Annotated in this window: 21 protein-coding genes; 4 read left to right on the forward strand and 17 right to left on the reverse strand. The window is 37.2% G+C overall.

The annotated features are described in order from the left end of the window. Positions 1–19: 19 nt before the first annotated feature. From IGJ90_RS11100 to rpmG, 4 genes are all read right to left on the reverse strand, one after another. On the reverse strand, positions 20–907 hold the full coding sequence (locus IGJ90_RS11100; protein ID WP_002367203.1) for an alpha/beta hydrolase: 888 nt from the start codon (positions 905–907) through the stop codon (positions 20–22). 110 nt (positions 908–1,017) lie between these two features. Continuing rightward, positions 1,018–1,563, reverse strand: coding sequence for a transcription termination/antitermination protein NusG (gene nusG, locus IGJ90_RS11105; RefSeq protein WP_002384070.1), 546 nt, complete (start codon positions 1,561–1,563; stop codon positions 1,018–1,020). 124 nt (positions 1,564–1,687) lie between these two features. After that, entirely contained in the window at positions 1,688–1,858 is a 171-nt protein-coding gene (gene secE / locus IGJ90_RS11110) for a preprotein translocase subunit SecE (protein WP_002356409.1), read from the reverse strand. Between the two features lie 20 nt (positions 1,859–1,878). Beyond that, positions 1,879–2,031: a 50S ribosomal protein L33 gene (gene rpmG / locus IGJ90_RS11115; RefSeq protein ID WP_002356408.1), complete on the reverse strand. Its 153-nt coding sequence runs from the start codon at positions 2,029–2,031 to the stop codon at positions 1,879–1,881. 285 nt (positions 2,032–2,316) lie between these two features. Between rpmG and cbpA the strand changes: the two genes are divergently transcribed. Next, complete coding sequence (gene cbpA, locus IGJ90_RS11120) at positions 2,317–2,955, forward strand: cyclic di-AMP binding protein CbpA (RefSeq protein ID WP_002365057.1); 639 nt, start codon at positions 2,317–2,319, stop codon at positions 2,953–2,955. Between the two features lie 74 nt (positions 2,956–3,029). Here the strand turns inward: cbpA and murB are convergent, their stop codons facing one another. Both murB and IGJ90_RS11130 read right to left on the reverse strand, forming a co-directional pair. Beyond that, complete coding sequence (gene murB, locus IGJ90_RS11125; RefSeq protein ID WP_002387193.1) at positions 3,030–3,917, reverse strand: UDP-N-acetylmuramate dehydrogenase; 888 nt, start codon at positions 3,915–3,917, stop codon at positions 3,030–3,032. 86 nt (positions 3,918–4,003) lie between these two features. Further along, positions 4,004–4,918 (reverse strand): Gfo/Idh/MocA family protein, encoded by a 915-nt coding sequence (locus IGJ90_RS11130; RefSeq protein ID WP_002367204.1) that lies wholly within the window; start codon positions 4,916–4,918, stop codon positions 4,004–4,006. Between the two features lie 206 nt (positions 4,919–5,124). Here IGJ90_RS11130 and IGJ90_RS11135 point away from each other — a divergent pair, with 206 nt between their 5' ends. From IGJ90_RS11135 to IGJ90_RS11145, 3 genes are all read left to right on the forward strand, one after another. Beyond that, positions 5,125–5,880, forward strand: coding sequence for an exodeoxyribonuclease III (locus IGJ90_RS11135; protein WP_002367205.1), 756 nt, complete (start codon positions 5,125–5,127; stop codon positions 5,878–5,880). A gap of 33 nt (positions 5,881–5,913) precedes the next feature. Then, the gene (locus tag IGJ90_RS11140; protein WP_438768121.1) at positions 5,914–6,447 is read left to right on the forward strand and encodes a 3'-5' exonuclease; all 534 of its coding nucleotides are present in this window, start codon (positions 5,914–5,916) and stop codon (positions 6,445–6,447) included. Positions 6,448–6,567: 120 nt separating this feature from the next. Continuing rightward, positions 6,568–7,158 carry a hypothetical protein gene (locus tag IGJ90_RS11145; protein ID WP_002367209.1) on the forward strand — a complete coding sequence of 197 codons (591 nt, stop codon included), beginning with the start codon at positions 6,568–6,570 and terminating at the stop codon, positions 7,156–7,158. Between the two features lie 100 nt (positions 7,159–7,258). Here IGJ90_RS11145 and IGJ90_RS11150 read toward each other — a convergent pair whose 3' ends face one another. The 11 genes from IGJ90_RS11150 to dltA all read right to left on the reverse strand — a co-directional run bounded on the left by IGJ90_RS11150 (position 7,259) and on the right by dltA (position 19,440). Continuing rightward, a complete protein-coding gene (locus IGJ90_RS11150; protein ID WP_002367210.1) occupies positions 7,259–8,941 on the reverse strand; it encodes an FAD-dependent oxidoreductase in 1,683 nt (560 codons plus the stop codon). Positions 8,942–9,037: 96 nt separating this feature from the next. After that, the gene (ahpC, locus tag IGJ90_RS11155; protein ID WP_002367212.1) at positions 9,038–9,601 is read right to left on the reverse strand and encodes an alkyl hydroperoxide reductase subunit C; all 564 of its coding nucleotides are present in this window, start codon (positions 9,599–9,601) and stop codon (positions 9,038–9,040) included. 240 nt (positions 9,602–9,841) lie between these two features. Continuing rightward, the gene (locus tag IGJ90_RS11160; RefSeq protein WP_080001662.1) at positions 9,842–10,531 is read right to left on the reverse strand and encodes an O-methyltransferase; all 690 of its coding nucleotides are present in this window, start codon (positions 10,529–10,531) and stop codon (positions 9,842–9,844) included. Between the two features lie 613 nt (positions 10,532–11,144). Continuing rightward, entirely contained in the window at positions 11,145–12,149 is a 1,005-nt protein-coding gene (locus IGJ90_RS11165; protein WP_002356394.1) for a lipoate--protein ligase, read from the reverse strand. Between the two features lie 32 nt (positions 12,150–12,181). Continuing rightward, on the reverse strand, positions 12,182–12,922 hold the full coding sequence (locus tag IGJ90_RS11170; protein ID WP_002356393.1) for an MBL fold metallo-hydrolase: 741 nt from the start codon (positions 12,920–12,922) through the stop codon (positions 12,182–12,184). Between the two features lie 145 nt (positions 12,923–13,067). Continuing rightward, positions 13,068–13,859 (reverse strand): DUF975 family protein, encoded by a 792-nt coding sequence (locus IGJ90_RS11175; RefSeq protein WP_002365061.1) that lies wholly within the window; start codon positions 13,857–13,859, stop codon positions 13,068–13,070. Between the two features lie 20 nt (positions 13,860–13,879). Next, positions 13,880–14,962, reverse strand: coding sequence for a M42 family metallopeptidase (locus tag IGJ90_RS11180; protein WP_002367214.1), 1,083 nt, complete (start codon positions 14,960–14,962; stop codon positions 13,880–13,882). 212 nt (positions 14,963–15,174) lie between these two features. Further along, positions 15,175–16,449, reverse strand: a complete 1,275-nt coding sequence (dltD, locus tag IGJ90_RS11185) for a D-alanyl-lipoteichoic acid biosynthesis protein DltD (protein ID WP_002356390.1) — start codon at positions 16,447–16,449, stop codon at positions 15,175–15,177. After that, positions 16,449–16,685: a D-alanine--poly(phosphoribitol) ligase subunit DltC gene (gene dltC, locus IGJ90_RS11190; protein ID WP_002356389.1), complete on the reverse strand. Its 237-nt coding sequence runs from the start codon at positions 16,683–16,685 to the stop codon at positions 16,449–16,451. The genes dltD and dltC overlap by 1 nt, the downstream gene beginning before the upstream one ends. Positions 16,686–16,717: 32 nt before the next feature. Beyond that, positions 16,718–17,923 carry a D-alanyl-lipoteichoic acid biosynthesis protein DltB gene (gene dltB / locus IGJ90_RS11195; RefSeq protein WP_002382500.1) on the reverse strand — a complete coding sequence of 402 codons (1,206 nt, stop codon included), beginning with the start codon at positions 17,921–17,923 and terminating at the stop codon, positions 16,718–16,720. Then, on the reverse strand, positions 17,920–19,440 hold the full coding sequence (gene dltA, locus IGJ90_RS11200) for a D-alanine--poly(phosphoribitol) ligase subunit DltA (RefSeq protein WP_002359445.1): 1,521 nt from the start codon (positions 19,438–19,440) through the stop codon (positions 17,920–17,922). The genes dltB and dltA overlap by 4 nt, the downstream gene beginning before the upstream one ends. Positions 19,441–19,443: the final 3 nt, after the last annotated feature.

Consider the following 19,443-nt stretch of genomic DNA (forward strand, 5'->3'; position numbering starts at 1 on the left):
TGGAACATGTGCCTTTTTGCTATTTTTTACTCGGCCATAGAAATTCAATTAGCAATTGATCTACTTCAGGATTTTCATGTAATTGGCTATGTTGTGCATTTTCTCCTTTAATAATCTGGCTAGTGACTTGAGTTCCTCGCTGTCTTAGCAAGGCGTTGACTGCTAAGGCACTAGATAACGGTACCGTTCCATCACTTAAATCTGTTGCACTTAATTGACCACCAATTAATAAAATGGGCAGTTTTTCTGGAACAACATTGATCATCTCTTGATAATCCAAATAGCGGCTACTTTTTTCTGTGGGGCCGTTTTCTAGTTCCGTTTCGATGGTTTGCTGTTGACTCGTATCAATAAAATCATTGAAAGGTGCTCCAATGCTGACGAATTTTTCAATTTTAGGTAACGATGCGTCTTGCCCATAGGTTCCTAAATAACGTAAACCACTAACACCACCCATAGAGTGCCCGACAATATTGGCTTTGTTCACTTGATAATTTTTTTGTAAATAGAGTAATGTGTTTTTTATCCATTCTGTTTGATTCCATTCATTGTTTTTATTATCTTCAAATAGAACTTGAACACTGGGATTCGTCGCTTTGCCACTTAAAGCTCCTCGCTCTTTAACCACGGTCCCATCAGGTTTAACGAGTAGCACTAATTCTTGAGTTGTGGCACCTTGTTTCTCCAAGCGATGCAGTAACGAGCCAAACGAATTTTTAGTTCCTGCGTAACCATGAAAAAAAAGTGTTGGTGTTGTTGTGCGGTTTAACTCAACAGTTGCTTCTTTTGTGGCGGCTTGATTGTCATTCTTCGTGGTTGCCCCAATTTGGCAAGCACTTAATAATAGAACAAGACCCATTAGCAAAGAAAAATAACGATATTTTTGGGCATGTTTCATTTTTTTCATTCCTTTCTGCGATGAACTAAAAAAGGGCTTGGAAAAGAAGTCAGTTGACTGCTTTTCCAGACCCTACAATCTGTATCAATCAGCTGAACAATAGTTTGTCAGCTTGTTTATTAATCAATGTTATCGACTTGTTCAAAGTCTAATTCTGTACTTGTTTCACGACCAAACATATCGATGTTTACTTTTAATTTTTGTTTTTCTTCATCGATTTCTGTCACAACACCTTCAAGACCAGAAAAGGCACCTTCGATAATTTTCACTGTATCGCCTAGCGCTACTTCTAAGTCTGATTGACGGGTGCTCATGCCAATTGAACGTAAAATGTGGTTAATTTCTTCTTGTAATAAAGGAGCGGGTTTACTACCAGCACCATGTGAGCCTACAAAACCAGTTACGCCTGGCGTGTTACGAACAATATACCAAGAATCATCGGTCATAATCATTTCCACTAACACATAACCAGGGAAAGTTTTATGAACGATTTCTTTTTCTTTACCATTTTTGACTTCTTTTTCTGTTTCTTCTGGTACAACGACACGAAAAATATAATCGCCCATCCCCATGCTTTGTGCACGTGATTCAATGTTTGCTTTTACTTTATTTTCATAGCCTGAATAGGTGTGCAATACGTACCAATTTCTTTCAAAAGTTTCCATTACTGATTCGGCTCCTTTAAATGTTTTAGTTTATTTTTTTCGAGCAAATAAAAAAAGCTCAGTTTCCCGAAGCTTTTTCTCGAATACTATTATAGCACCCCTCGTCGGGAAATACTAGAATTAATTATTTTAAAATCCAGCCAAATGCCGTTTGGATAACAGTATCCATGATAAAGAACAATGCTGCAAATAAAATAGATGTTTCAATTACAACTAATGTATCTTTACGCAATTGTTTTTTTGTTGGCCAAGTTACTTGCTTCATCTCATCAGCAACGCTGCGGAAAAATTTCATGTTGATACCCTCCTCTAAATCTATTTCGTTTCTTTATGTAACGTGTATTGATTACAATATTTACAGAATTTATTGATTTCTAAGCGTTCGCCACGTTTACCTTCACTAACGGATTTAGAATAGTTGCGAGAGCCACAAACGGAACAAGCAAGAGCTGCTTTCTTTGTTGCCATGTTCTTCGACCTCCTCTATTCACAAATTTACTTCTTAACAGTACCATTATTCGAAAAAGTTGTCAAAGTTTAATTTACTTTTTAAAGAAGCACCGTGCCGATTCTTACGTAATTTTTTACCATTATCGCGAATACGTGCTTGATTTCTTTTATAAAATATCTGATTTTTCTTTATTTTCTATTTATTTTAACAAAATTGCTTTTATTCTGAGGTCTCAGCTATTGTTTTCTGCTAAGTTATGATATGATAAATTTATTAAAAATGAACCCTTAGGAGGCCTGTTTATGTTATTAAAATCTGTAGTTATTAAAAAAGATAATTTAACAACCGTCAATGAATCTTGTACTCTAGAAGAAGCTCTTTCTATTTTAGAAGACTCAGGTTACCGTTGTGTCCCAATTTTAGACGAATCTGGAAAAATTTTCCGAGGAAATATCTATAAAATGCATATTTACCGCCACAAAGCAAACGGTGGCGATATGAGTTTACCTGTTACCTATTTGTTAAAAAATGCCACAAAATTTATTTATGTCAACACTTCATTTTTCAAGGTATTTTTTACTATTAAAGAACTACCTTACATTGCTGTTTTAGATGAAAATAATTATTTTTATGGTATTTTAACACACAGCACCTTATTAAATATTTTAGCGCAATCTTGGAATGTAAAACAAGGGAGCTATGTTTTAACGATTGCTTCAGTTGGTCAACAAGGCGACTTAGCAGCCATTTCAAAAATCATTGCCAAATATAGCAGCATCGCCAGCTGTATTACATTGGATGTCGATAGTGAAGAATTTGTTCGTCGCACACTTATTACTTTACCAGCCGGCACAACTGCCGAAACGTGTACAGCCATTGTAGAACATTTAGAGCGGAAAAACTTTAAAGTTGTAGAATTGGAAAATTTAGAAGACGAGTAAAATTTACGACCTTTAGCTTAGGATTTAAAGCTAGGGAGGTAAGCCAATTTGACTTACCTCCCTAGCTTATTTTTTTAGACTTCTTCACCAATAATTCGAACTTCCGTTTGCAATTCAACATCAAATTTTTCTTTAATCACTTCTTGGATATGTGCAATTAATTCCACATAATCCGTGGCGGTTGCATGATCGATGTTAACAATAAATCCCGCATGCTTTTCGGAAATTTGAGCACCGCCCCATTTTAAGCCTTGTAAGCCAGCGTCTTGAATTAATTTCCCTGTAAAATGACCAACAGGGCGTTTAAAGACACTGCCACAAGAGGGATACTCTAGCGGTTGCTTCAGTTCACGAAGTTCCGTTAATTCATCCATTTGGGCTTTAATTTCTGCATGGTTTCCTTTTTCTAAAGCAAACGTTGCTTGCAAGACAATACAATGTAATTCTTGAATTTCACTATGACGATAACGGAAATTCAGGTCTTCTTTCGTCATGGTTTGAATAGTCCCATCTGCCAACAGCACTTCTGCAGACTGGAAAACATCTTTAATTTCCCCGCCATATGCTCCAGCATTCATATAAACAGCACCGCCGACACTTCCTGGAATACCACAAGCAAATTCAAAACCAGTTAAATCAGCTGCTAAGGCTTCGTAGGTTGTATCAATCAGCTTGGCACCAGCATCCACAATCATGGTGGTACCGGCTACTTTGATTTCTTTCATTTCTGTTAGCATAATCACGACATCGCGAATACCGCCATCACGAACAATCAAGTTGCTAGCATTGCCTAATACTAACCATGAAAGTCCTTGTTCTCGGCAATACGCCACAATCTCTTCGACTTCTTTTTTTGTTTTGGGTAAGGCCAACACATCAGCTGGGCCACCTGTTTTGGTAAAGGTTACGTTTTTTAATGGTTCATCTACTAATAAAGTAATTTCGTTTAATGTTTCTAACATAGCTTTAGTGTTCACGAAAGTTAGTCCTTTCTTTTCAAAATATCTGTCTTATTCTAGCATGATAGAAAGAAAGTTGCTAGTCCTCTTTAAAGAACATGCCGTTGTTGTTGGCGTAGCATTTCTTCACATAACGCATGACTTTCATAGACTTTTTCTTGTTTTAACTCTTGCTCTTGCGGTTTTTGAATGGCCTGAATGAAAGCAGTAACCATTTGGTAAAAACCTCTTTTTTCCAATGTTGGCGTCCAATCCCCCATCTCTTTTACTTGGTATTCTTCTTCTGTTTGGATGGTCAAATGCGTTAAATTTTCCAAGCGATAAGTACCTGTGGGGCTGGTGACTTCAAAAGTTTCTGTATTGGCCCCAGAGTGTAAATCCATGGAACAAACAATCGTTGTCTGTTCGGTTTCTAATTGTAAAATTGCTCGTTTTAAATGACCGTTTTCTTCCACTAATTTTGACTGCACCACGAGGAGCGGTCCTTCCGCTAAATAAACGGCGGTATCAACGACATGTAAAAATAAATCATACATCATAAAACTTGTTTCTCTCGTTGTATTGATGCGGTTCTTTTTAATAAAAATTGTTTGTTTTTCAGGAATATTTTTCAATACTTCCGTATAAGGGGCAAAACGACGATTGAAGCCAACCATCAGGCGCAGATTTTTGGCTGCTGCCAATGCTTGTAATTCTTTGACTTCAGCAAGCTCTTCACTTAAAGGTTTGTCCACAAAGACGTGAATACCGGCCTGTAATAATTGGCGAACGACTGCACCATGCACTTTTGTGGCTACATGGACAAAACAAGCATCAATCTTCGCTTCAATCAATTCTTCTATGGTCCCAACGGTTTCTGTAAAGCCATACTGATCAGCGATTTTTTGTCGTGTTTCTGGGTTCCTAGTCGCTAATACAAACTCTGCCAAGTGGCGGCATTCACTATAAGTTGGCAAATACGCTTTTTGTGCAATATTTCCTAAACCAATGACTCCAATTTTCATTCGTTTGTCCTCATTTCTGCTCTTTTTACTATTTTATCATAGACTACTTCTTTCCAAAAATCAGTCATTTTCTCTTTTTCTTTTCAAGTATTTAAAACTTCTTTAAAAAGTATTAGAATAGAAGAAAGCACCAAGCGACCTTTTCTTTGGTTCTGGTTTGCACTGAAACGAGCAAAAGCGTTTCTTATTTGAAAGGAGTTTCAACAATGAAATGTATTTCTTGGAATGTCAACGGCTTACGAGCGGTTGTTAAAAAGAATTTTATGGATGTTTTTAATGAATTAGATGCAGATTTTTTCTGTTTACAAGAAACAAAATTACAAGCTGGGCAAATTGATTTAGAACTTCCTGGCTATCATCAGTATTGGAATTATGCCGAAAAAAAAGGCTATTCTGGCACAGCAATTTTCGCTAAAGAAGAAGCGTTAAGTGTTCGCTATGGCTTAGGTATCGAGGCTCACGATCAAGAAGGCCGCGTGATCACTTTAGAATATCCAGAATTTTTCATGGTCACTTGCTACACACCAAACTCACAAGCTGAACTAAAGCGTTTAGCTTATCGAATGACATGGGAAGATGCTTTTCGTGCCTATTTAAACGAATTAAATCAAGAAAAACCCGTCATTCTTTGCGGTGATTTAAACGTAGCTCATCAAAAGATTGATTTAAAAAATTGGAAAACCAATCAAAAAAATGCGGGGTTCACGCCTGAAGAACGGCAAAAATTTACTGAGTTATTAGACAGTGGCTTCACTGATACATTCCGTTATTTTTATCCAGAAGCTGAAGGCATCTACTCATGGTGGAGTTATCGCTTTAACGCACGAAAAAATAACGCAGGATGGCGGATTGACTATTTCGTTGTGTCAGAATCCTTGAATGAACGTTTAGTCAGTGCTAAAATCCATACAGATATTCTTGGTAGTGATCATTGTCCAGTGGAAGTTGTACTTGATTTTTAAGTGTTACTCAACGCGTTGAAAGGAGTTTTTTTAATGAACTTTTACGCTTTTGACTTTGAAACAGCTAGTTATGATAAACATAGTGCCTGTTCCATTGCAATTGTTAAAGTAGAAAATAGTCGGATTGTGGATGAATTTTACACGTTAATCAAACCAGAAACACCTTTTTTCTGGCGAAATACGCAAATTCACGGCATTCATGAATCAGATGTTGCCAATGCGCCCAAATTCCCTGAAGTCTGGCAACAAATTCAGCATTGTTTTCAACCAAATCTGTTAGTGGTCGCTCACAATGCAAGTTTTGATTGTAGTGTTTTGGCTGGCTGTTTAGATTACTATGGCTTAGAACAACCTAATTACCTTTCTTTATGTACAGTCAAAACGAGTCGCAAACTGTTTCCTGAATTTCCTAATCATAAATTAAATACCGTTTGTGAAAACCTCAATATCACTTTAAATAATCATCATGATGCTTTAGAAGATAGCCGAGCTTGTGCCGAAATTCTTTTACAGCAAGAACAACGATTTGGGGTTGAACCTTTAAAAAAATTAGTATTGGTGAAATAATCCAGTTCTTGTTTCCAGCGAAGACGTTATCTCTTTCAGTGGCTAGTTGGCAGGAGATAACGTCTTTTCTTTTACATAACTTTTCCGCTAAACCAAAAATTTTTCAGAAAGGACGCGATGATGTATTCGATTCTTTACTTATTCACAGACTCTCTCAAAAATGCGTGGCGCTCAAAAAACCAATTTAGTACGTTGATTCTTATCTTTATTATTAGTTTTCTGACTTTTTCTGCTCTATTATTGACTTTGTTGTTTTCTCGATGGCTTTCACAAATGATTCTTCTTGATAATTATGCAGTGATTCCTCCCTTGACAATTTTCAGAGGTTTGGCTGGAATCAGCGCTGGAACACTCTTTTTCTTCCTGATTAGTTATATTTGCCGAGCTTTCTTCCTAACTTTTTTAGAGCAAAAAAACGACTTACTGATCTTAGTTCTTTTAGGTACGACAAAATTACAAATTTTAATTAGCTATGCCTTACAACCCATCTATTATTTGATTTTTATTTTGCCTTTAGCTGCTTTTCTAGCTAATAAGCTCATTCAACAGTTTATCCATGATTTTTTCAGCGAGGTACCTGGTTTAATGCACATCGATAGCTACATGCAAGGTATCTTTTTACCACTAACAGGAAGCCTGTTGTTCATTTGCTGTTGTGTCTTTTTAATTCTTTTTAGGAAACTCAATCGCTTAATCAAAAAAGGTACTTAACTAACTATGCGAAAAAAGTGAGAAATACGTCATCTCGACGTATTTCTCACTTTTTTGAATGACTTAGGTTCATTAGGCTAATTACTTTTTTCCGCCTCTTTTAAGCCAAGGCTTCAATAATTTCGGTCATTGTTTTTGAACCAAAAATCATTTGTTCTCCATCAATTAGCATTGCTGGAACGCTCATAATTTTCTTTTCTTTTTTCAACTCTGGAAATAGACTAATGTCCACCATTTCTGCTTCCACATGAGGATTAATTGATGCAATACGTTGGCAAGCCGCCACGACATCGGGACAGAAATGACATGTTAGTGAAACAAAGATTTCTATTTTTCTTTTTGGCAATGCAAGTATGTTCTTTTGCAGACTTGCTTCTAACGGCTGCCCCTCGCTGCCGACATTATAAACCGCCAAAACCAACGAGTTTACTTCATGGCCACTAGGAATACCACTAAATTTAATTCCTGTATAGTTTCCTGCCGTATCTAAGAGCACAACGCTAGGCATTTTTTCAATCCCATACAGCAATTCTTTGGCTGGCTCAGTATCTTTCAAAATCGTTTCTAAAGTAATCTTCTGATCCAGACTTGCAAATTCTGTTAAGAATGACTGAAGTTCCAATGATTTTTCATCACTTGCATCCAAAAACTGAAGCAATGTCACTTTTTTGGTTAGTTTAGCGAAAATACCGCTTAATTGTTGGCGCATACTTTCTGGGAACCACTGATGCTTACCAGTAACTTTCGCTGGCTGTTTTTCTTTTGGTTGCTGACTGTTTGTTTCAGGGACAGATTGATTAGCTAATCGTTCAGTCATTCGCTTCGTTACAATCGGTTGACCTGCCTGTGTTTTTTGTTCTGTCACGTAACGTTGCGCATGAGTGGCGGCAATTGCACCGTCTGCAACCGCCGTCACAATTTGACGTAATTCTTTTATTCGTAAATCTCCTGCTGCATAAACTCCGGGAATATTGGTTTCCATATTTTCAGTTGTTGGCACATACCCACGGTCTAAGGCAATTTTCCCTTCAAAAATTTCTGTACTTGGTTTATTTCCAGCAAAAACAAACAGACCAAATGTACTGTCTTTTGGCGCTTCATAAACCGTTTCTTCTCCCGTCTGGTTATTGACAAACACAGCTTTCCGGACAAAATCATCGCCCATAATTTCTTTCACTTCTGTGTTATAAACAATCTTAATTTTCGGGTGATTTTTAGCCGCCTCCGCAGTTAATTTTGCACATGTAAAATCAGGTTCTCGGATAATCATCGTTACTGATTTACCGTAACGTGTCAAATAAACGGCCTCTTCCGCTGCTGCATAACCGCCACCAATCACAAAAATATCTAGGCCTTGGAAAAACTCCCCATCACAAGTAGAACAATAGGCCACGCCGCGTCCTGTAAATTCACTTTCACCAGGGAAACCAATTTTACGAGCAGAAGCTCCTGTCGCAATCAATACTGCATATGCTTGGTAGGTTTGACTCGCCGATTGAACAGTTTTTATCGTTTGACTAAAATCAACATCAATAATCTCGTCGTTTGTAAAAGCTACACCGAAGTCTTGTGCTTGAATGCGCATTTCTTCCATTAGTTCTGGACCTGTTGTGTGACGAATCGCTGGATAGTTCACAATTTCAGAAGTCGTCGTTACTTGTCCGCCAATTTTGTCTTTTTCAATAATTAAGGTATCCATCATTGCGCGACCTGCATAGATACCTGCAGATAAAGCAGCTGAGCCGCCACCAATAATAATCAAATCGTAGATTTCTTCTGTCACTTGCTTCTCCTCTTTCTTCTGTGTTTCAGAAAAAGAGCTGAACAAAACATTTTCTCTGTTTTATCCAACTCTTTGACCTCTATTTACAAAGCGAATTTAAATTTTACCAACTAAATCTAAGCTTGGCGCAATTGTTTCTTCTCCTGGTTGCCAATTGGCTGGACAAACTTTATCACCATGTTCTGCTACAAATTGAGAAGCTTCTAATTTACGAACAAGTTCTTCAGCATTACGACCAATACCCATGTCGTTGATTTCATAAGATTTGATGTCCCCTTCTGGACTCACAATAAATGAAGCACGGTAAGCCATTCCAGAAGCTTCATCTAAAACGCCAAAGAAACGAGCAAGTTGACCGTTGGGATCGGCTAACATTGGATATTTAATTTTTCCAATCGTTTCTGTAGCGTCAGCCCATGCTTTATGCACATAATGACTATCTTCTGAAACAGAGTAAACCTCACAATTTAATTCCTGTAAATGCGCATAATGCTCTTGCATATCCCCTAATTCCGTAGGACACACGAAAGAAAAATCAGCTGGATAAAAGAAGAAAATACTCCATTTTCCTAAAATATCTTCTGTTGATACTCGTGTAAATTCACCATCGTGATAGGCATCACATTCAAAGTCAAAAAGTTTTTGATTAATTAAATTCATTGTCGTTCCTCCTCTGTTTTTTTACTCTTTAAGGATAACAGTTTATAATTATTCCGTCAATAGAATAATTATAAACAAACGAGGTTTTATTAACGTATAATACTGTACTATTGAGAATTTTATGATTATCATTCTCAATTAGAAATAGCGAGATAACTTTTTAAATAACAAAAAAAAGAAAGCGAATCATTAAAAGAACTTGCTTTTTAACGATTCGCTTTCTTTTTGTGAAGACATTCTTTAACTATCTAAAATAATCGTTTCTTTCTCTTTGGTAATTAAAATAACTCCATCACCAAGAGGAACTAAAGTAGAAGTTAAATCAGGGTGAACCATGACTACATCTAAAAATTGGTTTAATTTACGATGAATCGCTCGATTTTTTTTCGGTACTTCCTCAGCAGGGTCTAAAATTGTCCCAGCTTGAAATACATCATCCACCATCAAAACGCCGCCAACTGGTAGCAATCGTAAACATTCAGGTAAAAATTCAATGTATTTTGATTTGGCACTATCCATAAAAATAAAGTCATAAGGTCCTTCCAACGTTGGTAGAATCTCAGCTGCTTGTCCTTCTAAAAGAGTGACCTTTTCTTCTAAGTCTAGGCGTTGGTAGGTTTTCTTCGCTTTTTTTATCATTACGTCAAAACGATCAATCGTGGTCACGTGACCATCTTCACCAACAAATTGAGCCATCAAGCTTGAAGAAAAACCAATTGCTGCCCCGATTTCTAAAATATTTTTGGGCTTTAGTTGTCCTAGCAAAAATTGTAGAAAAACTACTGTTTCGTGTGGAATAATCGGCACCCCTGCTTCATTGGCTTCCGCCTCCACTGCACCTAATTCTCCGGGAAGTTTCTTTTGTTTTGTACGCATATACTCAACCAATTCTGGTTTAACGACTGGTCGATGCATCATTTCGTTTCTCATCACTTTCGCTCCTTTTCGTCCCTTTATTATACGAAGTCCTTGTTCCTCTGTAAAGGATTGAAATAGGATTCTTATTATTTGTTTGAAAATAACATGCACATTCTTAACTTCCTAGCTAAGTGCGGATTACTTCTTGTAAGCACATTTTTTCTTTGTTTCTGCTATTTTTTATTAAGTTTTATTCAGAAAACGTCAAAAAATAGCCCTCAAGAACATACCTATTGATTTTTTCTCGTTATTTCTTATAAAAATACTTCTACATATGTTAATATTTTCTCTTAAATCACTATTAATTCTTGCTATTTCAAGCCCCAAAACAAGCCTATAACCTTGCTAAAATAAGAAACGTCAAATTTTACTACTTTGTCTGCAAAAATTTGATATCACAAAAGGAAGGAAATCTTGTATACTCTTTACAGATAGTGATTTATAGTGAAGCACATAAACAAATTCCCGAACTTGACTTGGTTCAAGTACATATGCAGGCGAGCTATTTGATAGTTCCCTGATAAAAATCGTTTCGACGATTTTGCACATAGCACTACCTTTCTAAAAGCTAAATATTATTTTTTAGCTAGAAAAAAGACAACCGTTTGAAACGGCTGTCTTTTTTTTAATAAATTAACCCAAGCAAATCTTCTTTTTCGATATTGCCAAAGTATTTTTTAACGTCAATTTGATCAATGGCTTCTTCTAAAGAAGCTTTATCATATTTCACGCCGGTTAAAATATCTTCAACATCTTTAATTTCACCAAGCCCAAAGAAGTCCCCAAAGATTTTAATTTCTTGAATGGCACCATCCGCCACATTCATTTTCATTTCAATTGAACCAATTGGAAAACGATGGCGACGTTCTAAGTTAAATGCAGGTGATTTACCATAATTCCAATCCCAATTGCGATAGTATTGCTCTGAAATTTTGTTAATAGCCGCCCAGTCTTGATCAGTTAATTCATACGTTTTAACTTGGTCGATCGAATCTACGCCGAAAATTTTCAAAAGAATTTCTTGGCGGAATTCTTCCGTTGTCATCTCTTGTTTATCTTCAGATAAAAATGGTTTAATGTTTGTTACCCGTGAACGAACAGACTTGATACCTTTAGATTCGATTTTATCTTTCCGTACTTTCAATGTATTTACAACTTCATCAATATCACTATCAAACATTAAGGTTCCATGTGCAAACATGCGGCCGTTGGTAGCGTACATCGCATTTCCTGAAAACTTCATATCATTAATCACTAGGTCATTGCGCCCTTTTAATTCGGCACCTTCAACGCCTAAGTCGTGCAATGCTTGAATAATTGGTTGGGTAACTTTCGCAAAATCACGGAAAGAGTTGCCGTCATCTGGCATAATAAAACTAAAATTCAAATTACCATGATCATGATAAACGGCGCCGCCGCCACTTAAGCGACGAACAACATGAATGCCGTGCTCATCTACATATTCTTTGTTAATTTCTTCAATTGTATTTTGGTTACGGCCAATAATGATTGACGGCTCGTTAATGTAAAATAAAAGAATGGGCTCATCTAAAGGCATTTCTGTTAACAAATATGTTTCAATTGCTAAGTTCACTCGTGGGTCATTATTTTCATTCGGTACAAAAATCACAATCGGTTCTCTCCCTTGGTATAGTTACTTTTTTAAATCTCAACTGTTAAATCTGGTTGGGCTAATGTCACTGGAATTTCCGTTCCAGCATAGTTTTGCGCTTCTTCACGTAGTTGTTCCAATGACCCATGTTGTGGTAAATGGGTCAACATCAATTGTTTGACTTGTGCTGCTTTGGCAATTTCACCCGCTTCTCTTGACGTAAAGTGTGCATGATGTCGTTCATTACCTTCAAATAAGTACGTATCCGCTAAGAATAAATCAGCGTCTTTTGCAAAGTCTTCAAAACTTGCTAAGTAACCAGAGTCTCCTGTAAAGACAAAGACTTTGCCAGTCGCTTTTTCAACAATCCGCATCGCGTAACAAGTGACAGGATGAATCGTTTCCATGAAAGTAATTAAAAATGGTCCTACTGCCAACTCTTCTGCTTCAAAATACTCTTTCCCTTCGGAAACGTTAGGAAGCGTTAGTTCTTTGAAATGCATTTGATCTTGTGTATGGCCATATATTGGCAAAATAGGAGTCGGTTCCAGCGTTGGATAAAGCTGACGATAATATTGTAAAACACCTAAATCTGCGATATGGTCATGATGGTAATGCGACAGAATGACAGCATCTAATTTCAATGGATCTAGATAGTTTTCTAAACGCACTAATGTCGTACTGCCTGCATCAATAAGCAAATGAAAGCCTTCAGATTCTAACAAATAGGAACTCGTTCCTTCTCCTTTGTATGGATAAGCACCTAAACAGCCTAAGACAGTCAATTTCATGTGTGGACAACCTCCTTCAATACGATACTTCCATGTTACCATAAAATAACGGAAAAACGAGGTTAAAACGCTTAAATTTTCACAAAAAGACCAAAGAAAAAACCTGAACCCTTTGTCGAGATAACGAAGGATTCAAGCTTCTTTTTTATTCTTCGGCTAAACCTTTTTCTTCTAAGGCAGTTTGATAAAAACTAGCTAACGCTACATAGTTATAAGGAATCACCCATAATAGACCGATACCAATAGCTAAAAAGCCCACAATATACCAACCAATAAAAGAAAATTGTAAACATAAATATTGCCAAAAACGATTTTTCATTAAATATAACGCCTGTTTCAATGCCATCATAATTGGCAGTTCTGGATTATCAAAACGTAGCCACACAGCAAATTGAAAAACGCCACTCACAAATAAACCAATTAAAAAGATCAAGATAGTGGCAACGCCAAATGCTAGGAAAAAGGAAAAATCATTTAAGAAAAAGGCTTGGATTTCCTCTGGTGTAACTGTATTAAACATCAATTTGAAATACAAGGTTGTCCCTGCCCCAAATAAAATTGGTAACAAAAATAACAAACCAATTACACGTTCAAGTACTTTTTGAAGTAGGTTGACCACAAATAGCGGACCATAATATTTTCCTTGAAAAACACTCATTAAAATATTGACCCGCACCTTTTCACCACGTAACACCTTCAAGGCTGCGTAATATAGCGCATAACTTAACGCGAATAAAACAAAAATTTGCAGTAATACTGCGGCAAAACTACTTTGAAAAACTTGATTTTCACCAGAAAATAAATTTTGCACAATCGATGTTAAGAAGCTCTGTAAAACCACTCCTAAGAAAGTTAACCAAGCCATGATCCCCCATTGCCCATCAAGAGCTCTGCGAGCATTGGCACGATGTTGCGAATTTGTTACTAAACTTTTCATTCATTCCATCCTTTCTGAAACTAATAACTAGTCAATTTAGCGACTGTTTCTTTATCTAGACGTTTCACCACTTCTGTGACTAATTTGACTGTGTTGAAATAATCATCTTCATGAATAACTGAGGTATGTGAATGCAGATATCTAACAGGCACCGTGATGGCTAATGATGGAATCCCGTTGCGCGTTAAATGCATGCGGCCAGCATCCGTACCTCCCCCTGTAATCACTGTATATTGGAAGGGAATGTTATTTTCTTCCGCCACTTGAATAACAAAATCACGTAATTTTTTATGCGGAATCATTGATGCATCATAAATCAAAATTTGTGGCCCTTCACCTAAAACAGAGTCGGCTTCTTTAGGTGTCATTCCTGGTGTGTCACCAGCTGTTCCTGTGTCTAAAGCAAACGCTATGTCTGGATTCACAAGATGCGTACTTGTTTGCGCACCGCGTAGCCCCACTTCTTCTTGCACATCACTGCCTGCAAATAAAATATTGGGGTGCCCTTCTGTCGCTAAATTTTCTAAAACTTTTAATGAAACGGCCGTACCAATTCGGTTATCCCACGCTTTTGCCAATAAAAATTTTGTATCATTCATGCGACGATAGTCAATATATGGTGTCACCATATCCCCTGGATGAATCCCCCATTCTGCAACTTGTTGATCGCTACTTGCACCAATATCAATAAACATATCTGCAATCTCATAGGGTTTGTTACGAACTTCCGCTGTTAACACATGCGGTGGTTTAGACCCAATGACACCATGGTAAACCTTACCAGTCGTGGTTTTAATCTGAACTTGTTGGGCCAACATCACTTGCCCCCACCAACCACCAACGGTTTGAAATTTTAAAAAGCCTTTTTCTGTGATTTGGGTAACCATGAAACCGACTTCATCCATATGCCCAGAAATGTAGACTTTTGGTCCTTCTTTATCACCAACATTTTTTGCAATAATACTGCCAAGGCCATCATATAAAAATTTATCCGCATACGGTGCTGCATACTTTTTAAATAACGAACGTACTTCGTCTTCATTCCCAGCAATCCCTTTAGCACTTGTTAAATCAATTAACATTTTTTCTTCTTTTGCATCCATAAAAATAACTCCCCTCAAAAACCAATTTTATCCATTATACCACGAACTAAAAAAATACTTACAAAAAATAAATTGAGCAACGTTCTCCACTAAAAATAAACGAAAAAACAGCCTGCACGCTCGTTATTCAACGGCAGGTACAGGCTATTTTCATTGTTACGAAGCGCTTCTAGTCCGCTTCAGATAATTGGTACTTGATCCATCTTGCCTTCTTAAAATTGAGGTAAGACCAATGGATTTTGTTGTTGCCAATCTGTCTGATAAAAACGATCATCAATTTGATACGCTAACTTTTTAGACGCAGGTTGTTTCATAAATTCATCTACTTGACGATCAACAGCGAGCCAACCACGCCAACCTAAATGAATCGTGTCCGCCATAAAGTAGCGTTCATTACTACATGTTGAGAAGTCAGCAATGTTAGTAAACCCTTGCTCTTGAAGTTGATATTTCAGCTTGCGTGCTACTTGTTGCAACATATCTTGTGACAAGCCCGTATAGTCCGACCAACGTTTGTTAACAGGTGGGATTACAAATAAAACATCGACATTTTTTTCTGCTAACTGTTCTAACGCAGCTTGGAAATCACCATATTCTGGAGAAAAACGATAATCCCATTTCTTTTGTGAATGAGCTAATTTCGGTAAAACTGGTTTAATCCGTTGGCGATAAAAACCGTTACTAATTTCAAATTTATTATTATTAATGGCTTTTGCCGCAATTTTTCCAGCTAGCTGATCTAATTCATTAAAATTATACGTAGCAGGTAATTGTTTCATATCTTTTTCAACAATTGGTTCTCTGCTAACCATGCCAATTTGGCTAAACAATTCATCTTCACGATTCAAGAAACGGAGATTCATTATAAAATAATCTCGTTGAGAGCGTTGGGGAAGTTGCCCTGCCTGCAGATTTGCCAAGGTTTCCATTAAGACTTTGTCTTTTTGAACAACTGGAAATTTGGTCAAACGTTGTGCTAGATATTGGTCACCGCTGGTTAATTCGGTTAAATTAGCTAACCATTGATAGGTTTGTAATTGTGAATAGTGCGCACCAAAACTATCATTAGGTACACCCTTTTTGACAAACCATTGCGGAGATAAAATAAAGACCGCTTTCTTATTGGCAATCGCATCGCCCATCGAATGAATGACCATTGCTTGGGTTAATGACTGTGTGCCCGCTTCTCCTAGTAAAAACGGTCGGTAGTTCCGTTGATACTTTTCAGAGAGCACACTAGGGTGGAAAGCACTAAATCGACTTAATTCAGAAGAGCCAAAAAAAGGAACATATTTACCAGAAGCCACTGCTTTGTTTTTAATCACATTGCCTTTTAAAACGTTCGGTGCCATTGACGTTGATGCTTCCTTCAACGTTTTTTCGGAAGTTAAATTGATTCTGAACGGTGCAAAAAAGAACACTGCAACCAAGACCGCTGAACAAAGCACTGGACCTAAGATTCTGATTAGTCGTTTTTTTCTAGACATTATTGTAAAGCTTCCACTTGTTGAATGATTTGTTTTGGTGTTCCCCATACTTCACGGTCAAAGTCTGATACAGGAACTTGGATTCCTAATTGTCCTTCAATTTCTACTAATAATTGAACCGTCGCTAAAGAGTCCAATAATCCTTCTTCAAATAATTGAATGTCTTGATTGTTCACAACTTCGTCTGTTCCTGTAATATCTTCTAAAATGTTTAATACTGTTTCTTGAATGTTCATTATAAATTGCCCCTTTATATTTTTATTTTTATTTATTTAAACCATAGTTTGTCTAAAAATCCTGAGAAAATCAGGAAGCTGACACAAACCGCTTGGAAAGTTAAAAAGACTGCAAATGCATGTGTAAATTTGTTTGATGGTATCTTGTCTTTATGTTTTTTCTTAAAACGTAGCCAAGCATCTGTTACACAAATTAGTGTTGCATGGTAGAGCCCATAAGCGATGTAGAACCACGTTAATCCATGCCAAATGCCCATGATTAAGAACAACGCAAAGTAACCAATATTAGAAGTCACGATCCGACTTTTAAAGACTTTCTTTTTCATTAAGAAAAACATTAAGCGCATGTAAATGTAATCACGGAACCAAAAAGATAAGGTCATGTGCCAACGATTCCAGAATTCTTTAATATTCCAACTTAGAAACGGTTTGTTAAAGTTCATTGGTGTATCATAGCCCATTAAATAACTTGTGCCAACGGCCAGTAAACTATAGCCTGCGAAATCAAAGAATAGATACAAACTGTAATTATACATATAGCCGACTGTCCACCAGGATAAACCACCTTGTGCCAAGGCCATTTTTTCCACATGTGGTAAAAAGACACCACCAAGATAATGACTGATAATAAACTTATATAAAAATCCTAGAAATAAATAGAAAATTCCTTTTTCTAAAAAGTCTAAATATTTCTCCGCACTCGGCGGGTTTTTCAAATCTTTTTCAAAGCGCCGATAACGATCGATGGGTCCTGAAGAAATAGTCGGGAAAAACAAGAGAAACTGAATGTAACGAAACGGATGATATTCTTTCATTACGCCATCCCGTAAATCCATGACCACTTGGACCGCTTTAAAGGTTAAATAAGAAATCCCTAAAAAGCCAAGTAAGGTTGTTTTGCCTGTCATGAAGGGAGAAACTTTCACCCAAACAAGCGGTAATATAGCTAAAAAGACAGCCAGATAAAAGACCCAACCTGCATTTTTATTTTTTCGATAAGCCGCATAGCCCCACGTTAGTAACGTCTGATAAATAACATATACAATCAGAGCGACTCCTTGTTGCCAAAATTCGCCACCAAAACTGATATATAGAAAGACCAGTGTCACGAGTGTTTGGTACCAAGGCCAACGTGTCCCTTTAATGGCTAAAGTTAAAATCATTGGCAACAGAGCCGCAATTAGCAGAACAAAGTAATACGGTGCATTATAGGGAATCATATGAGGAAAATTCATCATGTGGCATTCACCTCATTCATCAACCCTTTCCGATCAATTTTGCCATTACTTGTCAAAGGTAATTGTTCAACATATACAAATTTTTGCGGAATCATATAGTCCATTGTCAACGTGGCTAATTCTTGTTTAATTGCCTTAGTTAATTGAAAATCACTTGAAAATTCATGTGCTTGCGGAACGACATAGGCAATTAATTGTTGGACTTTATTTCCTTGATATTTCGGCACAACGACTGCTTGTTTCACGTAGGAAACATTCGTTAAGTGATGATCCACTTCTTCTAACTCAATGCGGTAGCCATGCAATTTAATTTGAAAATCTAAGCGTCCCTCATACTGCAATAGGTTATCGACTAACTTTCCAGCATCGCCTGTGCGATAAGCTGGTACGCCATCTAATTGGAAAAAAGCTTCAGCTGTTTTCGCAGGATTATTTAGATATCCTTTGGAAACACTTGGTCCAGCAATGACGATTTCACCAATTTCACCTGCAGGTAATTTTGACATGCCTTCCATAATATAAATTTGCGTATCCTCTTTCACATACCCAATTGGTAAACGTTGGACACTTTTTAAAACTTCTTGAGTGATTTCAATGGCACTAATCGCTACAGTCGCTTCTGTCGGCCCATACGTATTATAAATATGCGCAGTTGGGAAACGAGCGGCTAATTTCTCAGCCGTTGGTTTTGGTAATTCTTCTCCGCAGAATAAAAACGTGCGCAGTGCTGGTAGATGTTCACCATCGAAGCTTGGTTCCATTAGACACAATTCAATAAAGGACGGTGTTGAAACCCAGACGTCGATTGTTAATTGTGGCAAACGCGTAAATAATTGTTTAAAATCGTTAATGATTTCATTGGGTAACGGAGTTAATGAGCCACCTAACGCCAATGCGGGATAAATAGACATCACCGATAAATCAAACGAATAAGGTGCCTGTGCTAAAAAGCGGGCCCCTTCTTCTAAACCAAAATCTTGCAACAACCAATTCGTAAAGCTAACTAAATTATCATGGCTGATTTGCACACCCTTTGGTACGCCAGTTGTCCCTGAAGTGAAAATGATATAGTAATTACTTGCTCCTGTGACAGGTATTAACGCAGGCGCATGCCGAGGTGCATGCATCATCATTTCTGTTAATTCTTCCGCCGTAATTACTGGCACTTCGGTGGCTAACTCAGGCCATTCATGCACAGCAATCACTGCGGTTGGTTTGGCTACGTTTAGAATTAGTTCAATGCGTTCTTTTGGTGTATGTGCATCAATGGGGATATAGCTAAAACCAGCTTTCGATGCGCCTAGAAAACTCACAATCATTTCAAAATCTAATTCTCCGTATACGACAATCGCTGACTTGTCCGTTTTCAGCTCAGCTAAATAAGCGGCTAGATTGTCTGACTTTTCTTTTAACTCTCCATACGTAGAGACTTTTTCTTCGGTTAAATAAACAGGACGTTGGGGTTCTTTACGTGCCCATTCATCAATCGTTTGAATCATATTAATTACTTTTTCCATGTA

Source organism: Enterococcus sp. AZ129 (assembly GCF_051714505.1).
GTDB lineage: Bacteria > Bacillota > Bacilli > Lactobacillales > Enterococcaceae > Enterococcus > Enterococcus faecalis.

Bases quoted from the DNA above. Each gene is read 5' to 3' on its own strand.
- IGJ90_RS11100 (WP_002367203.1), bottom strand. From the start codon at position 907: ATGAAAAAAATGAAACATGCCCAAAAATATCGTTATTTTTCTTTGCTA.
- nusG (WP_002384070.1), bottom strand. From the start codon at position 1,563: ATGGAAACTTTTGAAAGAAATTGGTACGTATTGCACACCTATTCAGGC.
- secE (WP_002356409.1), bottom strand. From the start codon at position 1,858: ATGAAATTTTTCCGCAGCGTTGCTGATGAGATGAAGCAAGTAACTTGG.
- rpmG (WP_002356408.1), bottom strand. From the start codon at position 2,031: ATGGCAACAAAGAAAGCAGCTCTTGCTTGTTCCGTTTGTGGCTCTCGC.
- cbpA (WP_002365057.1), top strand. From the start codon at position 2,317: ATGTTATTAAAATCTGTAGTTATTAAAAAAGATAATTTAACAACCGTC.
- murB (WP_002387193.1), bottom strand. From the start codon at position 3,917: ATGTTAGAAACATTAAACGAAATTACTTTATTAGTAGATGAACCATTA.
- IGJ90_RS11130 (WP_002367204.1), bottom strand. From the start codon at position 4,918: ATGAAAATTGGAGTCATTGGTTTAGGAAATATTGCACAAAAAGCGTAT.
- IGJ90_RS11135 (WP_002367205.1), top strand. From the start codon at position 5,125: ATGAAATGTATTTCTTGGAATGTCAACGGCTTACGAGCGGTTGTTAAA.
- IGJ90_RS11140 (WP_438768121.1), top strand. From the start codon at position 5,914: ATGAACTTTTACGCTTTTGACTTTGAAACAGCTAGTTATGATAAACAT.
- IGJ90_RS11145 (WP_002367209.1), top strand. From the start codon at position 6,568: ATGTATTCGATTCTTTACTTATTCACAGACTCTCTCAAAAATGCGTGG.
- ahpC (WP_002367212.1), bottom strand. From the start codon at position 9,601: ATGAATTTAATTAATCAAAAACTTTTTGACTTTGAATGTGATGCCTAT.
- IGJ90_RS11160 (WP_080001662.1), bottom strand. From the start codon at position 10,531: ATGAGAAACGAAATGATGCATCGACCAGTCGTTAAACCAGAATTGGTT.
- IGJ90_RS11170 (WP_002356393.1), bottom strand. From the start codon at position 12,922: ATGAAATTGACTGTCTTAGGCTGTTTAGGTGCTTATCCATACAAAGGA.
- IGJ90_RS11175 (WP_002365061.1), bottom strand. From the start codon at position 13,859: ATGAAAAGTTTAGTAACAAATTCGCAACATCGTGCCAATGCTCGCAGA.
- IGJ90_RS11180 (WP_002367214.1), bottom strand. From the start codon at position 14,962: ATGGATGCAAAAGAAGAAAAAATGTTAATTGATTTAACAAGTGCTAAA.
- dltD (WP_002356390.1), bottom strand. From the start codon at position 16,449: ATGTCTAGAAAAAAACGACTAATCAGAATCTTAGGTCCAGTGCTTTGT.
- dltC (WP_002356389.1), bottom strand. From the start codon at position 16,685: ATGAACATTCAAGAAACAGTATTAAACATTTTAGAAGATATTACAGGA.
- dltB (WP_002382500.1), bottom strand. From the start codon at position 17,923: ATGATGAATTTTCCTCATATGATTCCCTATAATGCACCGTATTACTTT.
- dltA (WP_002359445.1), bottom strand. From the start codon at position 19,440: ATGGAAAAAGTAATTAATATGATTCAAACGATTGATGAATGGGCACGT.